Origin of the sequence: Nocardia sp. GP40 (assembly GCF_050434125.1) — a bacterium.
In the GTDB taxonomy this organism is placed as follows: Bacteria; Actinomycetota; Actinomycetes; order Mycobacteriales; family Mycobacteriaceae; genus Nocardia; species Nocardia albiluteola.
The window spans coordinates 17,124-33,920 of record NZ_JBNPVW010000031.1; the positions used below are offsets into that span (position 1 = coordinate 17,124).

General features: G+C 64.7%; 12 protein-coding genes and 1 pseudogene. 7 read left to right on the forward strand and 6 right to left on the reverse strand.

Annotated features, from left to right (window positions below; all coding sequences use genetic code 11):
- Positions 1 to 213 precede the first annotated feature (213 nt).
- Positions 214 to 1,962 (reverse strand): annotated as a pseudogene (locus tag ABH933_RS44395) (NRAMP family divalent metal transporter); the annotation flags it as partial.
- Positions 1,963 to 3,099: 1,137 nt separating this feature from the next.
- On the opposite strand from ABH933_RS44395, the gene ABH933_RS44400 reads away from it, so the two are divergent.
- The 4 genes from ABH933_RS44400 to ABH933_RS44415 all read left to right on the forward strand — a co-directional run bounded on the left by ABH933_RS44400 (position 3,100) and on the right by ABH933_RS44415 (position 8,612).
- On the forward strand, positions 3,100 to 4,995 hold the full coding sequence (locus tag ABH933_RS44400; RefSeq protein ID WP_429429022.1) for a potassium transporter Kup: 1,896 nt from the start codon (positions 3,100 to 3,102) through the stop codon (positions 4,993 to 4,995).
- Between the two features lie 770 nt (positions 4,996 to 5,765).
- A complete protein-coding gene (locus tag ABH933_RS44405) occupies positions 5,766 to 6,065 on the forward strand; it encodes a hypothetical protein (protein ID WP_429429001.1) in 300 nt (99 codons plus the stop codon).
- A 466-nt stretch (positions 6,066 to 6,531) separates the two neighbouring features.
- Entirely contained in the window at positions 6,532 to 7,308 is a 777-nt protein-coding gene (locus ABH933_RS44410; RefSeq protein ID WP_429429003.1) for a DUF2637 domain-containing protein, read from the forward strand.
- Positions 7,309 to 7,469: 161 nt separating this feature from the next.
- Entirely contained in the window at positions 7,470 to 8,612 is a 1,143-nt protein-coding gene (locus ABH933_RS44415; protein WP_429429005.1) for a replication-relaxation family protein, read from the forward strand.
- 58 nt (positions 8,613 to 8,670) lie between these two features.
- Here the strand turns inward: ABH933_RS44415 and ABH933_RS44420 are convergent, their stop codons facing one another.
- Positions 8,671 to 9,081 (reverse strand): hypothetical protein, encoded by a 411-nt coding sequence (locus tag ABH933_RS44420; RefSeq protein WP_429429007.1) that lies wholly within the window; start codon positions 9,079 to 9,081, stop codon positions 8,671 to 8,673.
- 13 nt (positions 9,082 to 9,094) lie between these two features.
- Between ABH933_RS44420 and ABH933_RS44425 the strand changes: the two genes are divergently transcribed.
- Entirely contained in the window at positions 9,095 to 9,964 is an 870-nt protein-coding gene (locus ABH933_RS44425; protein WP_429429009.1) for a hypothetical protein, read from the forward strand.
- Between the two features lie 58 nt (positions 9,965 to 10,022).
- On the opposite strand, the gene ABH933_RS44430 is transcribed toward ABH933_RS44425, so the two are convergent.
- The 3 genes from ABH933_RS44430 to ABH933_RS44440 form a co-directional block, all read right to left on the reverse strand.
- Positions 10,023 to 10,520 carry a hypothetical protein gene (locus ABH933_RS44430; RefSeq protein WP_429429010.1) on the reverse strand — a complete coding sequence of 166 codons (498 nt, stop codon included), beginning with the start codon at positions 10,518 to 10,520 and terminating at the stop codon, positions 10,023 to 10,025.
- Positions 10,521 to 11,051: 531 nt separating this feature from the next.
- Positions 11,052 to 11,912, reverse strand: a complete 861-nt coding sequence (locus tag ABH933_RS44435) for a DNA-processing protein DprA (RefSeq protein ID WP_429429012.1) — start codon at positions 11,910 to 11,912, stop codon at positions 11,052 to 11,054.
- 6 nt (positions 11,913 to 11,918) lie between these two features.
- A complete protein-coding gene (locus ABH933_RS44440; RefSeq protein WP_429429014.1) occupies positions 11,919 to 12,737 on the reverse strand; it encodes a hypothetical protein in 819 nt (272 codons plus the stop codon).
- Positions 12,738 to 13,040: 303 nt separating this feature from the next.
- Between ABH933_RS44440 and ABH933_RS44445 the strand changes: the two genes are divergently transcribed.
- A complete protein-coding gene (locus ABH933_RS44445; protein WP_429429016.1) occupies positions 13,041 to 15,011 on the forward strand; it encodes a UvrD-helicase domain-containing protein in 1,971 nt (656 codons plus the stop codon).
- Between the two features lie 134 nt (positions 15,012 to 15,145).
- Here ABH933_RS44445 and ABH933_RS44450 read toward each other — a convergent pair whose 3' ends face one another.
- A complete protein-coding gene (locus ABH933_RS44450) occupies positions 15,146 to 15,490 on the reverse strand; it encodes an IS3 family transposase (RefSeq protein WP_429429018.1) in 345 nt (114 codons plus the stop codon).
- 449 nt (positions 15,491 to 15,939) lie between these two features.
- Between ABH933_RS44450 and ABH933_RS44455 the strand changes: the two genes are divergently transcribed.
- Positions 15,940 to 16,797: reverse transcriptase N-terminal domain-containing protein (locus ABH933_RS44455; RefSeq protein WP_429429023.1), on the forward strand; the 858-nt coding region annotated here is incomplete at its 3' end.

Below are 16,797 nucleotides of genomic sequence, written 5' to 3' on the forward strand. Positions count from 1 at the left end.
GGAAAACGCCTGGCCATCGTGGGTGGGTATCAGATCTAGCCGTCACAGCGGCCCGCTCTGAATGAGTGCCTGACTGAATCCCGCTGTGTCGGAGACGGATCCATCTACCACGGATTCTGTCGACCGACCCTTCACGGCGTGGTCAGCGATTTCGTCCGGCGTGGTGGTGAGGGCCGGAACCCTTACCACCACAGCCGTGTTCGGACCGAACCAGCCGATGATCGACTGGGCGATCTTGACACCTACCAGCAGCACCGCGACCAGCAGGTAGCCGCGGAGCGCGATCATTCCGGCCATCCGCAGCGACGAGAACACCGGGCGTTCGAGCGTGTCCAGCGCCGGGGTGCGCCAGGTGTCCCGGTCGTATTCGAGCATCGCCTTGCGCTCGGCCCGAGTGAGGGTGTACTCGAGTTCCTCGACCTGGTCGGGGATCAATCCGCCCAGGTCCTGGGCGGTCTGTTCGGTCTGCTTGCACAGGCCGCGGCGGTGGCCCAGGAAGATACCCGCCCCACCGAGGAGTCCTACGCCGGCTCCGACGCCGAACCCGATCTCGATGGCGCCGGCGGTCAGGTCCGGGAAGAACACCGCAGCGGTGAGGGCCAGCGAGAGCAGCACCAGCGACCATACGATCACCCCGGCGACGATGTTCTGCCGCACGGTGTTGACCCACGGTCCGAGCACCGCCTTGTCGTTGCAGAGCAGGACCAGGAACACCGTGGCCGACGGCAGCAGGATGCCGGCCAGCGCCTGCACGCCCTGGGGCAGCAGGCCCAGCACGTGGTCGGGGCTGAACGAGACGGCGGCCGCGAGCGCGAGCAGCAGGGCGTACCCGGCGTAGAACAGTGGCGCCTCGGTGATCTTCCAGTGCAGCGAGTGCCGCTTGCCCAGGGTGTCGCCGAGTGTGTAGGTGGTGGCCAGGCCGACCGCGTTCGCCCCGATCAGGGAGGCATCGAGCAGCAGGATCGCGAAGAGCGCGCCGACGGTCTTGCCCATGTGGTCTGAGAGTCCCTGCGCGACATCGCCGGCGGAGGTGGAGTTGCCGATGGCGTCGGTTCCCGCGAGACCGAAGGTGGCGGCCGCCATGATCGCGACAGCACCGGCCATAACCACGGCGATGCCGATCCACAGGTCGGCACGCTCGTAGCGGATCCAGCGCGGGGTGATGCGCTTGTCGACGATGTTGGACTGCTGGAAGAACAGCTGCCAGGGCGCGACGGTGGTGCCGACGATCGAGACGATGAGCAGCAGCAGGGTGGCGTTCAGCCCGCCCGGGAAGGTGGGGATCAGGCCCTTCGCGGTGTCACCGGCGCTGGGGTGGACCATGAACACGAGCGGGAAGATCACGATGTTGATCGCGATGAGCGCGAACAGGAACCGCTCCCAGCGGCAGAACGAGCCGCTGGAGACCACACCGAACAACAGCACCGCGGCCAGCGGCACCGAGACTGCCTTGGGCAGCCCGAAGTAGCTCAAAGCCATGGAGACACCGATGAATTCGGTGACGATTGTGAGCGCGTTGACGATGAAGAGATCACCGACGCTGAAGGCGCCCCAGAACTTGCCGAAGCGCGCGAGGATGAGCCGGGCGTGCCCGACTCCGGCGACCGCACCGAGGCGGACCACCATCTCCTGGTTGACGTAAAGCACCGGGATCAGCAGGGCCAGCGTCCATACCAGGGCCATGCCGTAGTTCTGGCCGGCTTGAGAGTAGGTCGCCGCACCGCCGGCGTCGTTGTCACCGACCATTACGATCAGGCCGGGGCCCATGATCGCGAGCAGCATGCGCAGGCGCTGCCCGCGGCTGCGTCCCTCGGTGCTGTCGTGGCGGCCGATGGTGCCCAGCGCACCGACGATGTCGCCGACGTGGGCGGTGTCCAGTGCGGCGGGTGCGCCGTCCGTTCGGGCCGCTGTGGCCGTGGTCGTGTCGTTGCCGGGTGTCGGACCGTTCGAGAAGAAGGCCATCGCCGTTCCCTCGCTTCCTGAAAATCATTGCTGCACTGCAGCACTACTACAGCTGTGAGCTGGGTGCGCTCGGTCGCCGGGGCCGCGCGCGACCGAGCGCGGGTCAGGTGGATCAGAGGTGGTCGTGACCGCCCAAGGAGGCGGTGTAGACGGTCCTGCTGCCACACCAGACACGCAGCCCTGCTCGAACCTGTGACCTGGTCGGCCGGGACGAAACCGGGCATGATCGCGCTGCGCGGTTACCTGGTCGTCGGTGCGGTCCTGCTGGTGGTCAAGGCGATTCAGCTCGGGCGCGGCTGACTCTTGCGGGGCCACCGGTGGTGGCGACGCGGTCGTGGAGTCACCACCGGCCTTGCCATCGCACCCCGTGGCATGATTGGCAGTGCCGCCACAGTACGAGTCATCGGCCGCAGCACCGGACACGCTGGGAGAGGGACGATGTCGCTCATCGCGGGATCGAGTTCGATACTGGCCGGAGTCATTGCGTCCGTGCCGGCTACCGGCCACAGGCCCACCTACACCACCACCGAAGCGTGGATCGGCTCGGCGATCTTTCTGCTGGTTCTGCTCGCGCTGACCGTCTGGGTGCTGAACAGCGGACGCCGGGAAAACTCACGCCCACGGCGGGCACCACGTCGGCGATTCCGCCGGAAATAATCCTGTCACGGGCCGTTTCAGTACATCGCGGCTGGGCGGAGTCCACCGTCGGTCACCATCTGGGGAAGCTACACAAAGCTGGCCCGGCCGAGACCCAGCGGCGCGGTACGAACACCTACTGTCGCGCGCTGAGCCCCCGCGGCCGGTGGGGTCGGGCCGCCAGGCTGGGTGCCGACTCGATGTTCTGCCGCACTGCGGGTTCCGGCGCGGCCCCCGCAGCGGCCTGTGCGGTCGGGGCAGCGCGGGAGGCGAGCGCCATGCCGACCACGCCGGCGTCGGCGCAGTCGTTATCGTTATGGTGCGCAGCGCAGGTAGAGCGACCGCTGATTCCTGACTGCGCGAGAATTCGCCGGCGAGCGCGGTATCGTCCCGGCACACAAGGCGCGAGTTCCCCGGAAGCAGCTCGCGCGGAGGAGGATCGCCGTGCCCCCGAACCCGACCGCATCCACACCGCCGGCGATAGCGGACCCCGGTGCCGGGGTGCGTGACTCGCTGCGCCCGGCAGTGGTGGTCGGCGCGCTCGGTGTGGTGTTCGGTGATATCGGGACCAGCCCTATCTACACCCTGCAAACGGTCTTCGACCCCAGCGACCCGCACCCGGTACCAGTGAGCACGGACAACGTGTACGGGGTGGTGTCGCTCGTGTTCTGGTCGGTGATGACCATCGTGACCGTCACCTACGTGCTGCTGGCGATGCGCGCCGACAACGACGGCGAGGGCGGCATCATGGCACTGATCACCCTGCTGCGCCGCTGGAGCGCTCCGCAAGGACGGCGGGTCGCAGTCGTCCTCGCGGCACTCGGAATCTTCGGGGCGTCACTGTTCTTCGGCGACAGCATGATCACTCCCGCGATATCGGTGCTGTCAGCGGTGGAGGGGCTCAAGGTCGTGCAACCGTCGCTGAAGGAACTGATCGTCCCGATCACCGCGGTCATCATCGTGGTCTTGTTCATGGTGCAGCGGCGCGGAACAGCCGTGGTGGGCCGGATGTTCGGGCCGGTGATGATCGGCTGGTTCACCGTGATCGGAGTCTGCGGGATCACCGGCATCATCGCTCACCCACAGATTCTGAAAGCGTTGTTGCCGACGTATGCGCTCGGATTCCTGGTCGGCCACTTCGGTATCGCGTTCTTCGCCCTGGCCGCGATCGTGCTCGCGGTCACCGGCGCCGAGGCCCTGTACGCGGACATGGGCCACTTCGGCCGCCGCTCCATCACGCTCGGCTGGCTGGCCCTGGTGTTCCCCGCCTGCACGCTCAGCTACCTCGGCCAAGGCGCGCTGATCCTCGATGATCCCGCGAATATCTCGAGCCCGTTCTTCCTCCTCGCCCCCGGGTGGGCACGACTGGCGATGGTGCTGCTGGCCACGGCCGCGACGGTGATCGCCTCGCAAGCGGTGATCACCGGTGCCTATTCGGTCGCCTCCCAGGCAGCCCAGCTCGGCTACCTGCCGCGGTTGCGGATCGCGCACACCTCCGAGTCCTCGATCGGGCAGATCTACGTGCCGTGGATCAACTGGCTGCTCATGGTGTCGGTGCTGACGTTGGTCTTCGCGTTCCGCAGTTCCGCGGCCCTCGCGTTCGCGTTCGGCATGGCCGTCACCGGCACGATCACCATCACCACCTTGTTGTTCTGCTACGTCGCCCACGTCCGGTGGCGCGCCCCGTGGTGGCTGATCGGCCTCGGTGCGATCCCTTTGCTGACCGTCGATGTGCTGTTCGTCGCGGCCAATATGACCAAACTCGTGCACGGCGCGTGGCTGCCGCTGCTCATCGGCCTCACCGCGTTCACCATCATGACCACCTGGCAGCGCGGGAGGCAGATCGTCACTGACGCTCGCGAACGCCGCGAGGGGTCGCTGCGCGCGTTCGTCGACGATATGAGCGCCGGTCGGCCGCCGACGACCCAGGTACCCGGCACGGCGGTATTCCTCAACCGTGGCATCCAGACCGCGCCACTGGCCATGCGCGCCAACGTCGAGCACAACCACGTCCGCCACGAGCACGTGGTGGTCGTGTCGATCCAGACCGACCCCGTACCGCGGGTGCCGCCCGGCGAGCGGATCACCGTGGACAACCTCGGTCACGGGGATGACGGCATCACCCACGTCACCGCCCGCTACGGCTACATGGAAACCCCCGACGTCCCCGCCGCCCTGGCCACTGTCGACCCGAAGGACACGGAGGGACGGTTGAACCTGGAGCGGGCGTCATATTTTCTGTCCAAGATCGAGCTTCGAGTCGGAGACCAGCCGTCGATGGCGCTGTGGCGCAAGCGATTGTTCATCGCCACCTCCTACATCACCGCTGACGCGGCCGACTACTTCGCCCTCCCTCGCGACCGCACTGTCATCATGGGCGCCCAGATCGAGGTGTGACCGGAGCAGCAGCACCGTGCCGACCTGTTCACGGCTCGCCTGCCGACCCGAGCGCAGCAAGCATCAACGGAGCTGTCGCCCAGACCGACTGGTTCCCGCGACTGCGCTCCGACTGGGGTATGCGGTAGAAATTACCTGCGCGCGTGGGGATTCCGCCATGCCCGCGACGGGCTACCTGAGGCATTGTCTACAGCGGCGTTCTGCATCATCGCGCTGGAATGCCGTTGCCGCGCAGGGTATCTCGATATCGACTCGACAGGGTTCCTGACGGCGCTACCCAGCGCAACCACTCCGGACGCGACGCCGCCCCGGGACGCGCCGACGGCCCTGACCGACGAAGACCACCGGTCAGGGCGATGGAGCCCAACGCTCACGGAACCTGGCGGGCCCGAAACGTGCCACCAGAGCGAACGCCACGACGGATGTCAGGCCGAGAACAGGACCCAGGTGGGTAGCGCTCGACGATCGAGCACCTGGGGATCCTGTCGGTCAGGCGGCAGGAGTGAGCCCGTTGGTCCACGTCGACAGCCGTGACCAGGCGCGGGAATTGCGGACCTGGGAGGCGGGCACGGCCGGCCGCTCGCACTCGTAGTAGCCGCCGTTGACGACCGGGATGCTGCGGTCGGAAAGGGCGGTGAGCAGCACGGCAGCGGGGGCGAGGGACTCGCTGGCGTGGCTGCGCAGCTGCGGCAGGGCCGAACCGCTGTCAGGGTGGCTGTTGTCCGTGTGTCTGCCTGGGTTGGCGTGGGGTCTGGTCGAGAATTTCGCGGGTGGCTGCGAGCAATGAGGCCGATCCTGTCGGCACGGCGGTACCCGAGTCGGACGTGCCGGTGTGCCGGGCCTCGACGGGTGACGGAGGCGGCGGTGGTGAGGACGCGTCGGCCGTATCGGACGGCGGTCAGCTCGGGGTCTCTGTCCAGCGAGGAATGGTGGTCGACGGGCTGACCGTGTCTTACGAGGTTCGGTACGTCGGTGGTGTGGAAGGTGAGCGTCTCGCTGCGGCGCAGGCGAAAGCGATTGCCGCCCTGTTGAGGTGGCAGGCGGGTTGCTCCGAGGTCGGCCGGTCCTGAATTTCGGCGGGTTGCTGGCTTGGTTGCCCATGTTTTGTGTTTCTTTGGGGGACTCGTGCCAGGGCAACCGCTTGACCTGCGCGTTTCGGGATACGGAGGAGGGTGCGCATCCGGTGTACCCCGCTGACCTGCGCAAACGTGTTGCAGGTTTGTGCCCCCGGCGCGGCGCGTACAGGATCTGCACGTAACCGTATCCGTCGTGAACTGCGGGTTTCTGCCACGGTGGACATTGTTCGGCGTCGGCGTCGGCGTTCCACTGGTGGTGGTGTGCAGTGAACGCCGAGCAGATCATCACCGGGTTGAACCCGTTGCAGGCCGATGGGCTGGCCTGCGTGGTGTGCGGAGCTGACTACCTCCGCATTCGCGTTCCGCATGTGCCGGTCGGCCGATCGGTCACTGGTTCGCAGGTATTCGCTTGTGCCTCCTGCCATGTGAGGGACGCGCACCGGGCAGGAGGTGCGCTGGGATGAGCACCTCCACTTCGGATCGCCGTGACCGGACGCTGTGGATCCAGTGCGCGTGTACCGCAGTGGTCGCGATCGGCGCGGCGTACGCCTCGTACCGGCACGGTCGGGAGTTCGCGCTGCGGTTCGGCGCGGACGCCACGACGGCCGGCATCTGGCCGTTGATCGTGGACGGGCTGTTGACCCTGGCGACGGTCGAGTTGTGGAAGACCGGCCGCGACGAGAGTGCGGGCGGTCGGTGGTCGGCGTGGTTGGCGTTCGTGTTCGGGATCTGCCTGTCGCTGTGTGCCAATATCGCGGCGGCACCGGTGTTGAGCGTGTTCAGCGTCGCGGTGGCGGCGTGCCCGCCGCTGGCGTTGCTGCTGGCGGTCGAACTGTTGAACCGTGCGCTGAAGCGGCACCACGCCGAGACCGTGGACGAGACCACCACCGAGACTGGCGGGGCGGACGAGACCGCGGAATCGGCGGTACCGGTCTTGCGTCTCGCGCCGGTCCCGGCAGGGGCTGGCTCACCCGCCGAGCTGACGGCGGAGCAGCGGATGTGGGCGTACTACCTGAGCGAGCGGTCGAGGGGGCGGATACCGACTGGCGCGGAGCTGGATCGGATTGCTGGCACGAACAACTACGGACGCCGGGTGCTGAGGCGATGGAAGACGGCGGGCCGACCGGTGGCGGACGTGGCAGGCCAGCAGACGCACTGCGCGGTGGACCTCGACGGGCCCGACCTTTGGCTCCGCGCGGGAGATGCCCGGCAGCCGGTCGGTGGTGATGCCCGATGACCGGCTGTGACGACACCACGGCGGCGGATGGGTCGGCGGGTGGTGGCGCGGATGGGTCGGCGGGTGCTCGGCGTCCTATAGCCGCCACCCCAAACGCCGAGCGCGACAGGCACATTCGGGCAGTTGAGGCACGTATTCGAGGCAAGGGGACGGAATCCAGAATGAATATCAATAGTCATACATATTCCCCCGTGGGGCGGCGCGGCGGGCGTAGCGTGCGGCGTGGCGGTCATCCGGACGCGGGTGCGTGGTTTCGTCTGCTCGATCGTGACCGTCGCCTTCTAGCACTGCTTGCCGAGCACAAGGCGTTCACTACCGAGCAGATCGCGTCGCTGGAGTTCGCCTCGGTCCGGCGCGCGCAGGATCGGCTGCGCAAACTGCGCGAGATGGGCATGCTGTTCGCCTTCCGCGAATCCCTCTACGGCGGCGGCACCACCTACGGCGGCGGCACCACCCAAACACGGCACGCACTCGGATATCCCGGCGCACGCCTGATCGCGGCCCAGCGCGCGCAGACTCCACCCGCCCCGGCCAAGTGCGCCCTGGGTTTGGAGCGGCTGGCGTGCTCGCCGATGCTCACACACCGCCTGGGTGTGAACGGTTTCTTCTGCGCCCTGGCGGCCCACCGCAACCCCACTCGCCACCACGATCCCGCCGCCCCGGATTCGGTGCAGGGGTTGACGCAGTGGTGGTCGGAGCGGCAGTGCGTCGAGATGTTCTGGACCATCGCCTCCGGCGCGGACCAACTCCATCCGGACGGCTACAGCCGCTGGGAACACGACGGCCGTTCTGTCCGCTTCTTCCTCGAGTACGACACCGGCACAGAGTCGTTGAAGACTGTGACGTCCAAACTCGTCGACTATCAACGCTTCCCGACCGACAAGTTCGGTGTCCTGTTGTTCTCGGTGCATTCGGCTCGCCGCGAGATCGGGTTGCGGGCCGCGCTGAGCCGCGTGTTCGGCAGCTATAGCCCCGGCCTGGTGATCGCGACCACCTGTCGCGACCTGACCCACCCCGACGGCCCGGCAGGACCGGTGTGGGCATTGTGGACAAACGACGGCGACGACGCTGTCACCGAGCGGCTTCGGCTGGCCGATCTCCCCGAACGCGGCCCGCGGATCACCCACCACACCAGCGCCGAGCAGCCTTACAACGAGGCAGCGTTCGACCACTTCGACCCCCAGATCCAAGACCTCCTCTACCCCAACCTGCCTCGGCGCACCACCGGATACCCGGCTTTTCACAACGTCACTCAGGACAGTAGCCAGATCGAATTGGACGCCCCTACTCCCGATGACCGGTGACACCGGGTTCGCCAGTGCCGAGTTGGCCCCGCTGTCTGGGATACCGGGCGGGGCCTGCTCACTTCGCGAGGGCTTGCGGCGCAGCGGGTTTGCCCCTGCACTTTCCTTCAGCGGCGCGGGCAGCTTTGAACTCGTCGAGATACTTGCACAACCGGAGCTGGATAGTGTCGAGCGGACGATCTGTGCTGCCGCCCTCTTTCAACGGCTTCTGCCGCGGCTTCGAGAGCGTCGTACGAGAATGCGGCAGCATCTGTGCCGAGTGTGCTGCTGCGTGAGTGTTGGTTTGACATCGTTTGCGCACCAACGTATTTCGGCGGCCCTGGGTTGTTTGAGATTCGTGTCGGACGAGGCTACTCGGTATGCCGTTTCGGCTGTCCATCTCAACGATAGTCTTGACGATCGCCGTGTCGAAGAGTTTCTGTTCCCATGCGCGTTGTCCGGAATCGCCAGCTGAGGAGGACAGGGCCATACATGATGGGTAGATGGGTAAGAACCCCGCACGGCTGAACCAGAAGCAGGCCAAGATGGGTTACCGCATCGGCGGCGTCCAATGGGAATTGGACCTCAGCGAGGAGCACCTCAACCCGCTCGGCCGGCCCGCCGACCGGTGGGGGATCAGCTCCTCATACGCCCCAGCCAAACCCACCGGGAAACTGCGACTGAAGATCGGCGCGCACCTGAACATGGGAAGCCCCAACACCTGGGAGGACGAGAAACGTGTTCCGTTGGAACGACGTATTCGCCGGATCGTCACAGAAGTCAAGGCCAGCTCCAACGAAGCCGAACGTCGAGCCGAGGAAGCTCATCGCCAGCAACTGGCGCAAATTGCGGAAATGGATCGCAAGCAGGCCGAGGAACGACGGCAGTGGGAATTAGCGGTAGCGACTGCCCGGCCACAAGCTCAGGCCATGGTGCGGCGCCGCACACTGATTGCCGCGGTGCGGGCGTGGCGCGACGCACAGGACCTACGCGACATTTGCCGCATCCTCGACGACCCTGCCAGCAGCGCGCACCAGAAGGGGGATCAGGATCTGGCAGCGAACCTTCGTGAATGGTGCGCCGGCGGGCGTGCACTTGCGGATCGACTCGATCCCACAGCCGGTCCAGCATCCCTTGGCCACGTCGCTTTCGACATCGAGCCCGGCCCCGACGATATATGCCCCTACCTTGACGGGTGGAGCCCGGACCGCCCACACCAGGACTACCATCGGAAATCCGTTGAGCAACTGGAGCTTAGCCGACCCTGGCCGTCCGATTGGGAACTCGGACGACTGCTGCCCCAGGAAGAGACTGGCATCGCCCCTTCAGCATCAATCTTGCAGAATGCTATGTCGGAGAGGGGATGCCGCTGACACCGGCAAGTCGTGAACTCCCACGAGGATCTCCCGCAGGTCGTGATCGGGATGACCCTTACCCACGACGAGGCTCGGGTGCGCGCGACAAGGCCTTGTACAAGGCATCGAGACCACTGCGTGACTGCTGACAGTTGAATGGCTCTTCCCGTTTGTCCTTCCAGTCCGCGGACCCATCCAGATATCCGTGATAGATGCGGATTTCGGGTTCGATCGCCCGCAAGAGAAACCGGCGCGGACCCGCCCACCAGGGGAAACTCATATAGAGGGCGTATGCCCGCTGAAAGTACCGCAATACCTCGAAGAACCCGTGATTCTGGTCGTCGTCCAGACAGTTGCCCTGCCTGCTCAGGTCGCCGCCTTCGATCAGCCGTCCAATCGTTTGCCTGATGCCCGACAGCCTTTCGCCGTGGGCCTCGGCCTGCAGCTCCGCGATTCGCTTGTACTGGTCCTCGAGCCACTTGCGGTAATTCCAATACACTCCAGAGATTCCAGCTCCTCCGCCGAACAGCAGGACGCCGATCCCGCTCAGAACATGTGCCACCTCGTTCAACATGACCACGAGCCTAGAGGTACCGGAGGATCACCGCGCTCTGATGGGATAGCTTGTGCCAGAACACATATGGCAGGAGGATGCAGTGCTGATGATCATGTGTAGAACCTCTGACGCACCGCTCGACTAAGGTGCCTTCCTATATGTGGAGGCCCGCCGGGGCAGAGGTCGCCCAGACGAGTAAGTCCGAACCTGGTCAATGGTCCGTAAGCGATCAGTGACCGAGTGGCTGGTGTGCCGGTGATGCGAACGTGCCAGATCGCGGGCGCGGCAGTACGAGGTGACCGAAGTCCTCGACACTGCGGGCTCCGTGATCTTCGAGTTCGAGCTGGCTTTTGAGGACCTCCGCGAAGCTGATCGAGGGGATGTGCTGGCGGGGACAGCACCGACGATATCGATCTCTCGGATGTCGATCTCTCGCACAGCGGCGGCTGTCAGTAGTGCTCGATATGTGTACGCGTCCTCGACGGTGGGAACCTTGTTGTGGGAGCTCGCTTTCGGCCATACAGCCAGCGGGTATGGGTGAAGAAATGACTACAGGAGCTCGCCTTGTTCGGGCCTATTCGCCCGTTGGTTCTTGATCGCACTAAGTGCGTCTCGAAGTGCCTCGCGCGATGAGACGGCTTGGGCGCCTTCATGCAGGAGGATCTTGTTGCCGGGAGAGGGGTGCTCGCCTAGATCGAGCACGAGAACGTGTTGACCTCGCTTGAGTGCCTCCTGACCGGCGGCGAGGGTTCCCCCGCGTTCTCCGGCTTCGATGACTACAAGCGCCATGCCGAGATTGAAAATTAGGTGGTTACGGGTCATAGCTGCGTGCGCCGCCCATGGCTGCCGAGGATGGAACTGCGAAACGGCAAGGACACGATCGGGCGCGAATTGCTGACTCACGTCGCGCTTGATGCGGAAGTGATCGATGCCTTCGGCTAGTACCAGGACCGTCGAGCCGGATCGCTCGAGTGCGCCGAGGTGGGACTCGGTATCGACTCCTTTGGCGTATCCCGAGATGGTTGTCATGGCGTGAGCGCTGATTTCGTGCCCGCACACCCGGGCCGTGTTGAGGCCGAACGGTGTTGCCTTCCGTGATCCGCAGATTCCCACGCCTGGTGTTGTGAGTAGTTCGATTGGACCGAGACAGAACAGCACAGGGGCGATCGGACGGCCGTTGATCACTAGGGACCGGGGAAACCGCTGATCATCGGCGCTGATAGCAACGACACCACGCTCCGTTAGAGCATCGGACTGCCGCCCAAGCTCCATACGCGTCGACCGGTCCATCTCGCGCCAGACCTGCCGCAGGCTCGCGGGATTTGGGTCGAGAAGCGCACGTGTCACCTTGGCTGGCGTGCGGAACTGCTGGAATGCCACGAGGGCCCTCAGTGTGGTATCGGTCGTCACTCGAACCTAGCTCCTCCGCGTCTTGGCAGCGACCAATCCGTACACCCGACCGGCGCCGGCAGCTCGGGCTGCCCTGGCCGCCTCTCGTAGGGTCTCACCGCTTCGGTATACATCGTCGACGATGACGCATGGCGCATTCAACGTCATCGGCGAGGTGAAGGTGCCAGTCAGTCTTGCACGCTGCTCGCCCTTACGTTCTGGACGCGGTCGGCCTTCCATGCGGACGAGGATCTTGTCCGTTCGCTGGGCGAGATCGGCAGCGATCTGCTCTGCGGTGCTCATCCCGTCACTCGTGTGACCGGGTACGGAAACCATGTACGGCACAGAGTTCAGGGCCGGGTGGCGTTGGACCGCATCGGACAGACGCCGAAGCAGAGCCGCCCGTGCCAACCGCTGCTTGGTGGCATCATTGAGGTAGTACTTCGCTTCATGTACCAGCTGGCCGACTTCGGTGTTTTCCCACTGCATCGAGGGTTTATCGGCGTCGACAATCTTGTACCAGTCCAATGCAACTGCACCGTTGAGCCCGCTGTCCGCGGTTGGCAGCACCAGAACCTCGGTAAGGAGATCGATCAGCTCCTTGAGCTGCGTCGGCAGCAGCGTCGGCCATTCCAGGCAATGCGTAAATTTGCCAGCGCGATTGCCAGCGACGGGACGCCGGTGGTACCCGGCACGGAAGCACAAATCTATGTGGTTGATCGGCAACTCGTCCGTGGCGAGATAGACCCGACGCCACGACTGGCTCGTGTCGACGGGTCGGACATACTCGACCCGCTCGATCCGGCATGGGCCGACGCGAGTGGAGGATCCTACAAACCCCATCACCGAACCTCCATTCCGACAGTCCCCGAGCGTGATCCGATCTGCCCTACGCCGCGGGCCGCAACCCGAGAAAGCTAATTATCCTGCAGCACAACACATTGTGCACAGCAAAGGTCGAATTCCGCTGGTAGCAGCCATGATTTGTACAGGACCCCGGCTTGATGCACGAACAGTGGTGCGAACAGATGCAAGAACATTCGAATCCTGTTGTCGGGTAACGCGATTGCCGAACGAAATCTCATGATTGCCAGTAGGCTGCCGTACGGCATTCCTCATCAGGGGGCCAGTGAGGGAGAAGGGGGAGCAATGAGTCGCGGATCGGACCATGCCCAGGACGCGCGGCGTCAGAGCGTTTACGCCGCCCTCGATACCATACGAGGACTGCCGTCTGGATATCGAAACGTGTTCGCGGCAATGCTGATGGAACGCGATGCGCACCTGCTGCTGCGCGAGCCCATCGCCGACGTACCAGCCGGAAGAGCACACGCCTTGCTGGTAACCCGCAGCGGCGCCTTTGCGCTGATGTTCACGACGACCGCACCCGCTCGACAGGCGATTGATTCGGTCAGGAACCGAGCGCAACGACTGCTCGACGGCCTTGCGATAGGGTCGAACGTATTCGTGGCCAACACAGTACGTGTTGCGCTGATCGTGCCGGTGGATACCGATCTGGGACGCATCGACAACCGGGTGGTGGTGGCCGATGAACGCAAGCTCCGGCGTGCGTTCTTCACCGGACGCGTGCTCGAACGTCGCGACGCCGAGCAAGTAGCGAAGGGCGTGGCAGAGAAGTCCCGCGAGTACCGACTCCTTCAGGTTGCTGGAACAGCAACGAACATCGCAGCGGCAGCAGAGGGGTTGTTCGAAGAAGCCGACACAATCGCCGATCAGCGTGAGCGGGCGCTGGTAGAACCGCTGCCGACATGGCTGTCGTTTCTGGACCCGGACCAGGCAGCACTGGTGCGACGCAACTACAACGGCCCGGCACGAATCAGCGGTCCAGCCGGCACCGGCAAGACTGTAGTCGCGTTACACCGGCTGGCTCGCATCGCGCGGGAAAGCACTGGCCCGCTCTTGTTGACCAGTTTCGTACGCACCCTCCCGACCTATCATCGGACGTCCTTCGCGCGCCTTGCCCCCGAAGTAATCGACCGCGTGGAGTTCATTGGGCTGCACGCATGGGCCAGCCAGTTCCTGCGAAGTCGCGGCAAACCAGTGCGGATGGAACCGAAACGGGCCAGGACTGCACTGTCCCTGGCCTGGGCTCATCAAAGCGCCGAAGACGGGCCCCTGGCCCAAATCGAACCCAACCTCGACTACTGGGCCGACGAAATCGATCGAGTCATCAAGGGCCGCGGCATCACCCATTACAACGAATACGAAACCTTGGTTCGCACCGGCCGCGAAGGCTTGGCGCTTCGCCGAGAAGACCAGCGTCCCTTGGTGTGGCAGCTGTTCGAAGACTACGAAAAGATCCGTCGCGAGCGAGAAATCTATGACTCGAACGATCTGATCACCGAGGCCCTCGCCGAGCTCCGTCGCGCCCCACTCGACCGACCGTATGCGATGGTGACTGTCGACGAAGTTCAGGACGTCACGCTAATGGGCCTGCGACTGGTCGGACAGATTGCCGACAGCACACCGAATTCACTACTTTTCGTCGGCGATGGACAGCAACAGGTCTACCCGGGCGGATGGCGGCTCTCGGATGCCGGCTTCGATATCCGCAACCGCGGCGAAGTTCTGGACATCAACTACCGCAATCGTGCCGCGATCCTTGCCTACGCCAAGGGTATCGACGCCCGAAACACCGTCGACGACCTCGACGGCGCAACCGGAGTCACACTGCGCGATGCCCGTAGCGTCCTCGACGGGGGACACGTCGACGAATGGCAAGGCTCCAACGATCAGGTCGATGCTGCACTCGTCGCCGCGATCCGCGCGCTCGGTGCACACAATGCGCACGTAGCGGTCATCACCCGCACCAACACCGAGGCCAACCGGTTCCTGCGCATACTCAAGGCCGCAACCATTCCCACACAATTGCTCGACGATTACGACGGTAGCTATGTCGACGCGGTCAAGATCGGCACCGTCCAGCGTGCAAAAGGACTGGAGTTCCCGGCCGTCTTCCGGCCGGTCCTTCCAGGTGAGCGCCCGACGCGCAGGATAGGTGCCCAACATGACGCCGACGACCTCGCCGCACACCGACAGCTGGTTGCGGTTACCCGCGCCCGCGACTATCTATGGCTCGGTATCGTCGATGCAGCGTTGTGAACCCAATCCTGCGTACCGAGGGGCCGTTACGTCTAGCAACGCGCTCCCAGCGACCCAGCAAGAATTTGGAATCTTGTCGATCTGCTCGCCACCTTGAGGTTCACCCCGAATGGTGGACAAGGGGCTTACAGATTTCAGGCGGCAGCGGTTCGAAGTGACCGCTCGAAAGCGTTGGGGCTTTGGTTCCCGATCGAGGAATGCCGCCGGGTAGTGTTGTAGAAGTTCATCCACTTGTCAACCGAGACAACGAGTTCGGCTTTCGTGGCGTAGGTGTGCCGGTAGTAGTGCTCGTGTTGTGCGACGTGATGTCGCGTGTTGTGGGTGGGCTTCTCGATAGGAGGCTGGCTGTGCCAGACGGGTAGCTCTCGACCAGTGTTCGAGGTCGATCCCCGCTTCGACGTGCGCCGGCAGGTCCTGCTTGTCGGGGTGCGAAGCTCGAGGAAGAAGCCCAAGGGCCTGCGTTCCGTCCGCGGGAGCAACCGGGCCAGGGGAAGATCGGACGGGTGAACGCCAGTGAATCCTCATTGATGCCTCGACAAACTAACTCCAGGTAGGCGGGAAGAACACCTGGTGCAGGACCGTGCCGCTGGAAGTGGCGGCAAGCGGCGACCGGTAAAGCACGGCCGGTCGCGTGAACACCGCTGGTCCCGGGGTGAAGAGGGCACCCAACCCGGTCGGATCTCATGCGCGTGGAACACGGAAACCCTGTCGGGGTCCGGGCTTTCGAGTACCGGTAGGCCGATCGTGAGAGGGGCGGAAGCCTCCGGCAGGAACAGGATGCCCAAGAAGCGAATGCCGATGGCCGAAAGGCAGCGGGACTCGCAGCCGATGACCGCTGCTCCGGCGGTGGCTGGGGGGAACCGGTCGGATACCGGCTCTTTGTGGCTGGGCTCGAAAGAGCGCTGACGTGGGCTGGTGAGCCTTGAAAGTGCTGGTGGCCAGGAACATCGCGAACCAAAGGGGCAAGTTGGACACCATCACGGTGAACGGACCCGAGGACGTCGCTGCGCCGAAGTGGGACGTCATCGACTGGCGTGTCCATCAGCAGAACGTAGCGAGGTTGCGGCGCAGGATCTTTCAGGCGACACGGAACCAGGACTGGGCTCAGGTCCGGTCCTTGCAGAAACTGATGCTGGGCTCGTGGTCGAACACTCTGCTGAGTGTCCGGCAGGTGACCCAGCGCAACGCAGGACGCCGCACGGCCGGAATCGACGGAGAGACAGCGCTTTCCGCCGAAGCTCGCACGGACGTGGCGGTGCGGGTGCATCGTTCACGATCGTCGTGGGAACCGGTGCCTGTCCGGCGGGTGTTCATCCCGAAGGCAGGCGGCAAACGGCGGCCGCTCGGTATTCCGGTGATCATGGACAGGTGCCATCAGGCGCGGGTCCGTAACGCACTGGAGCCCGAATGGGAGGCCCGGTTCGAGCCCCGATCGTATGGGTTCCGGCCCGGCCGCAGCTGTGCCGATGCGATCGGCAGTCTGTATCTGACCTTGAAAGGGCCACGTGCCCAACGGGTATGGATACTCGATGCCGATCTGACGGCCGCGTTCGACAACATCGGCCACCGCCAGCTTCTCGAGAGTATCGGCTCGTTCCCTGCGAGGGAGCTGATCGAGGGCTGGCTGACCGCCGGTGTGATGCAGGACGGGCAATTCGCACCGACTGAACAGGGCTCGCCCCAGGGCGGTGTGATTACGCCCCCAACGCAGTTGGCAATGTTCGCCCTCCGTGTCGGTGTTCTCGTTGGCGGGTGTGTCGGTGTGGGTGCGTTCGCGGATGGGGAT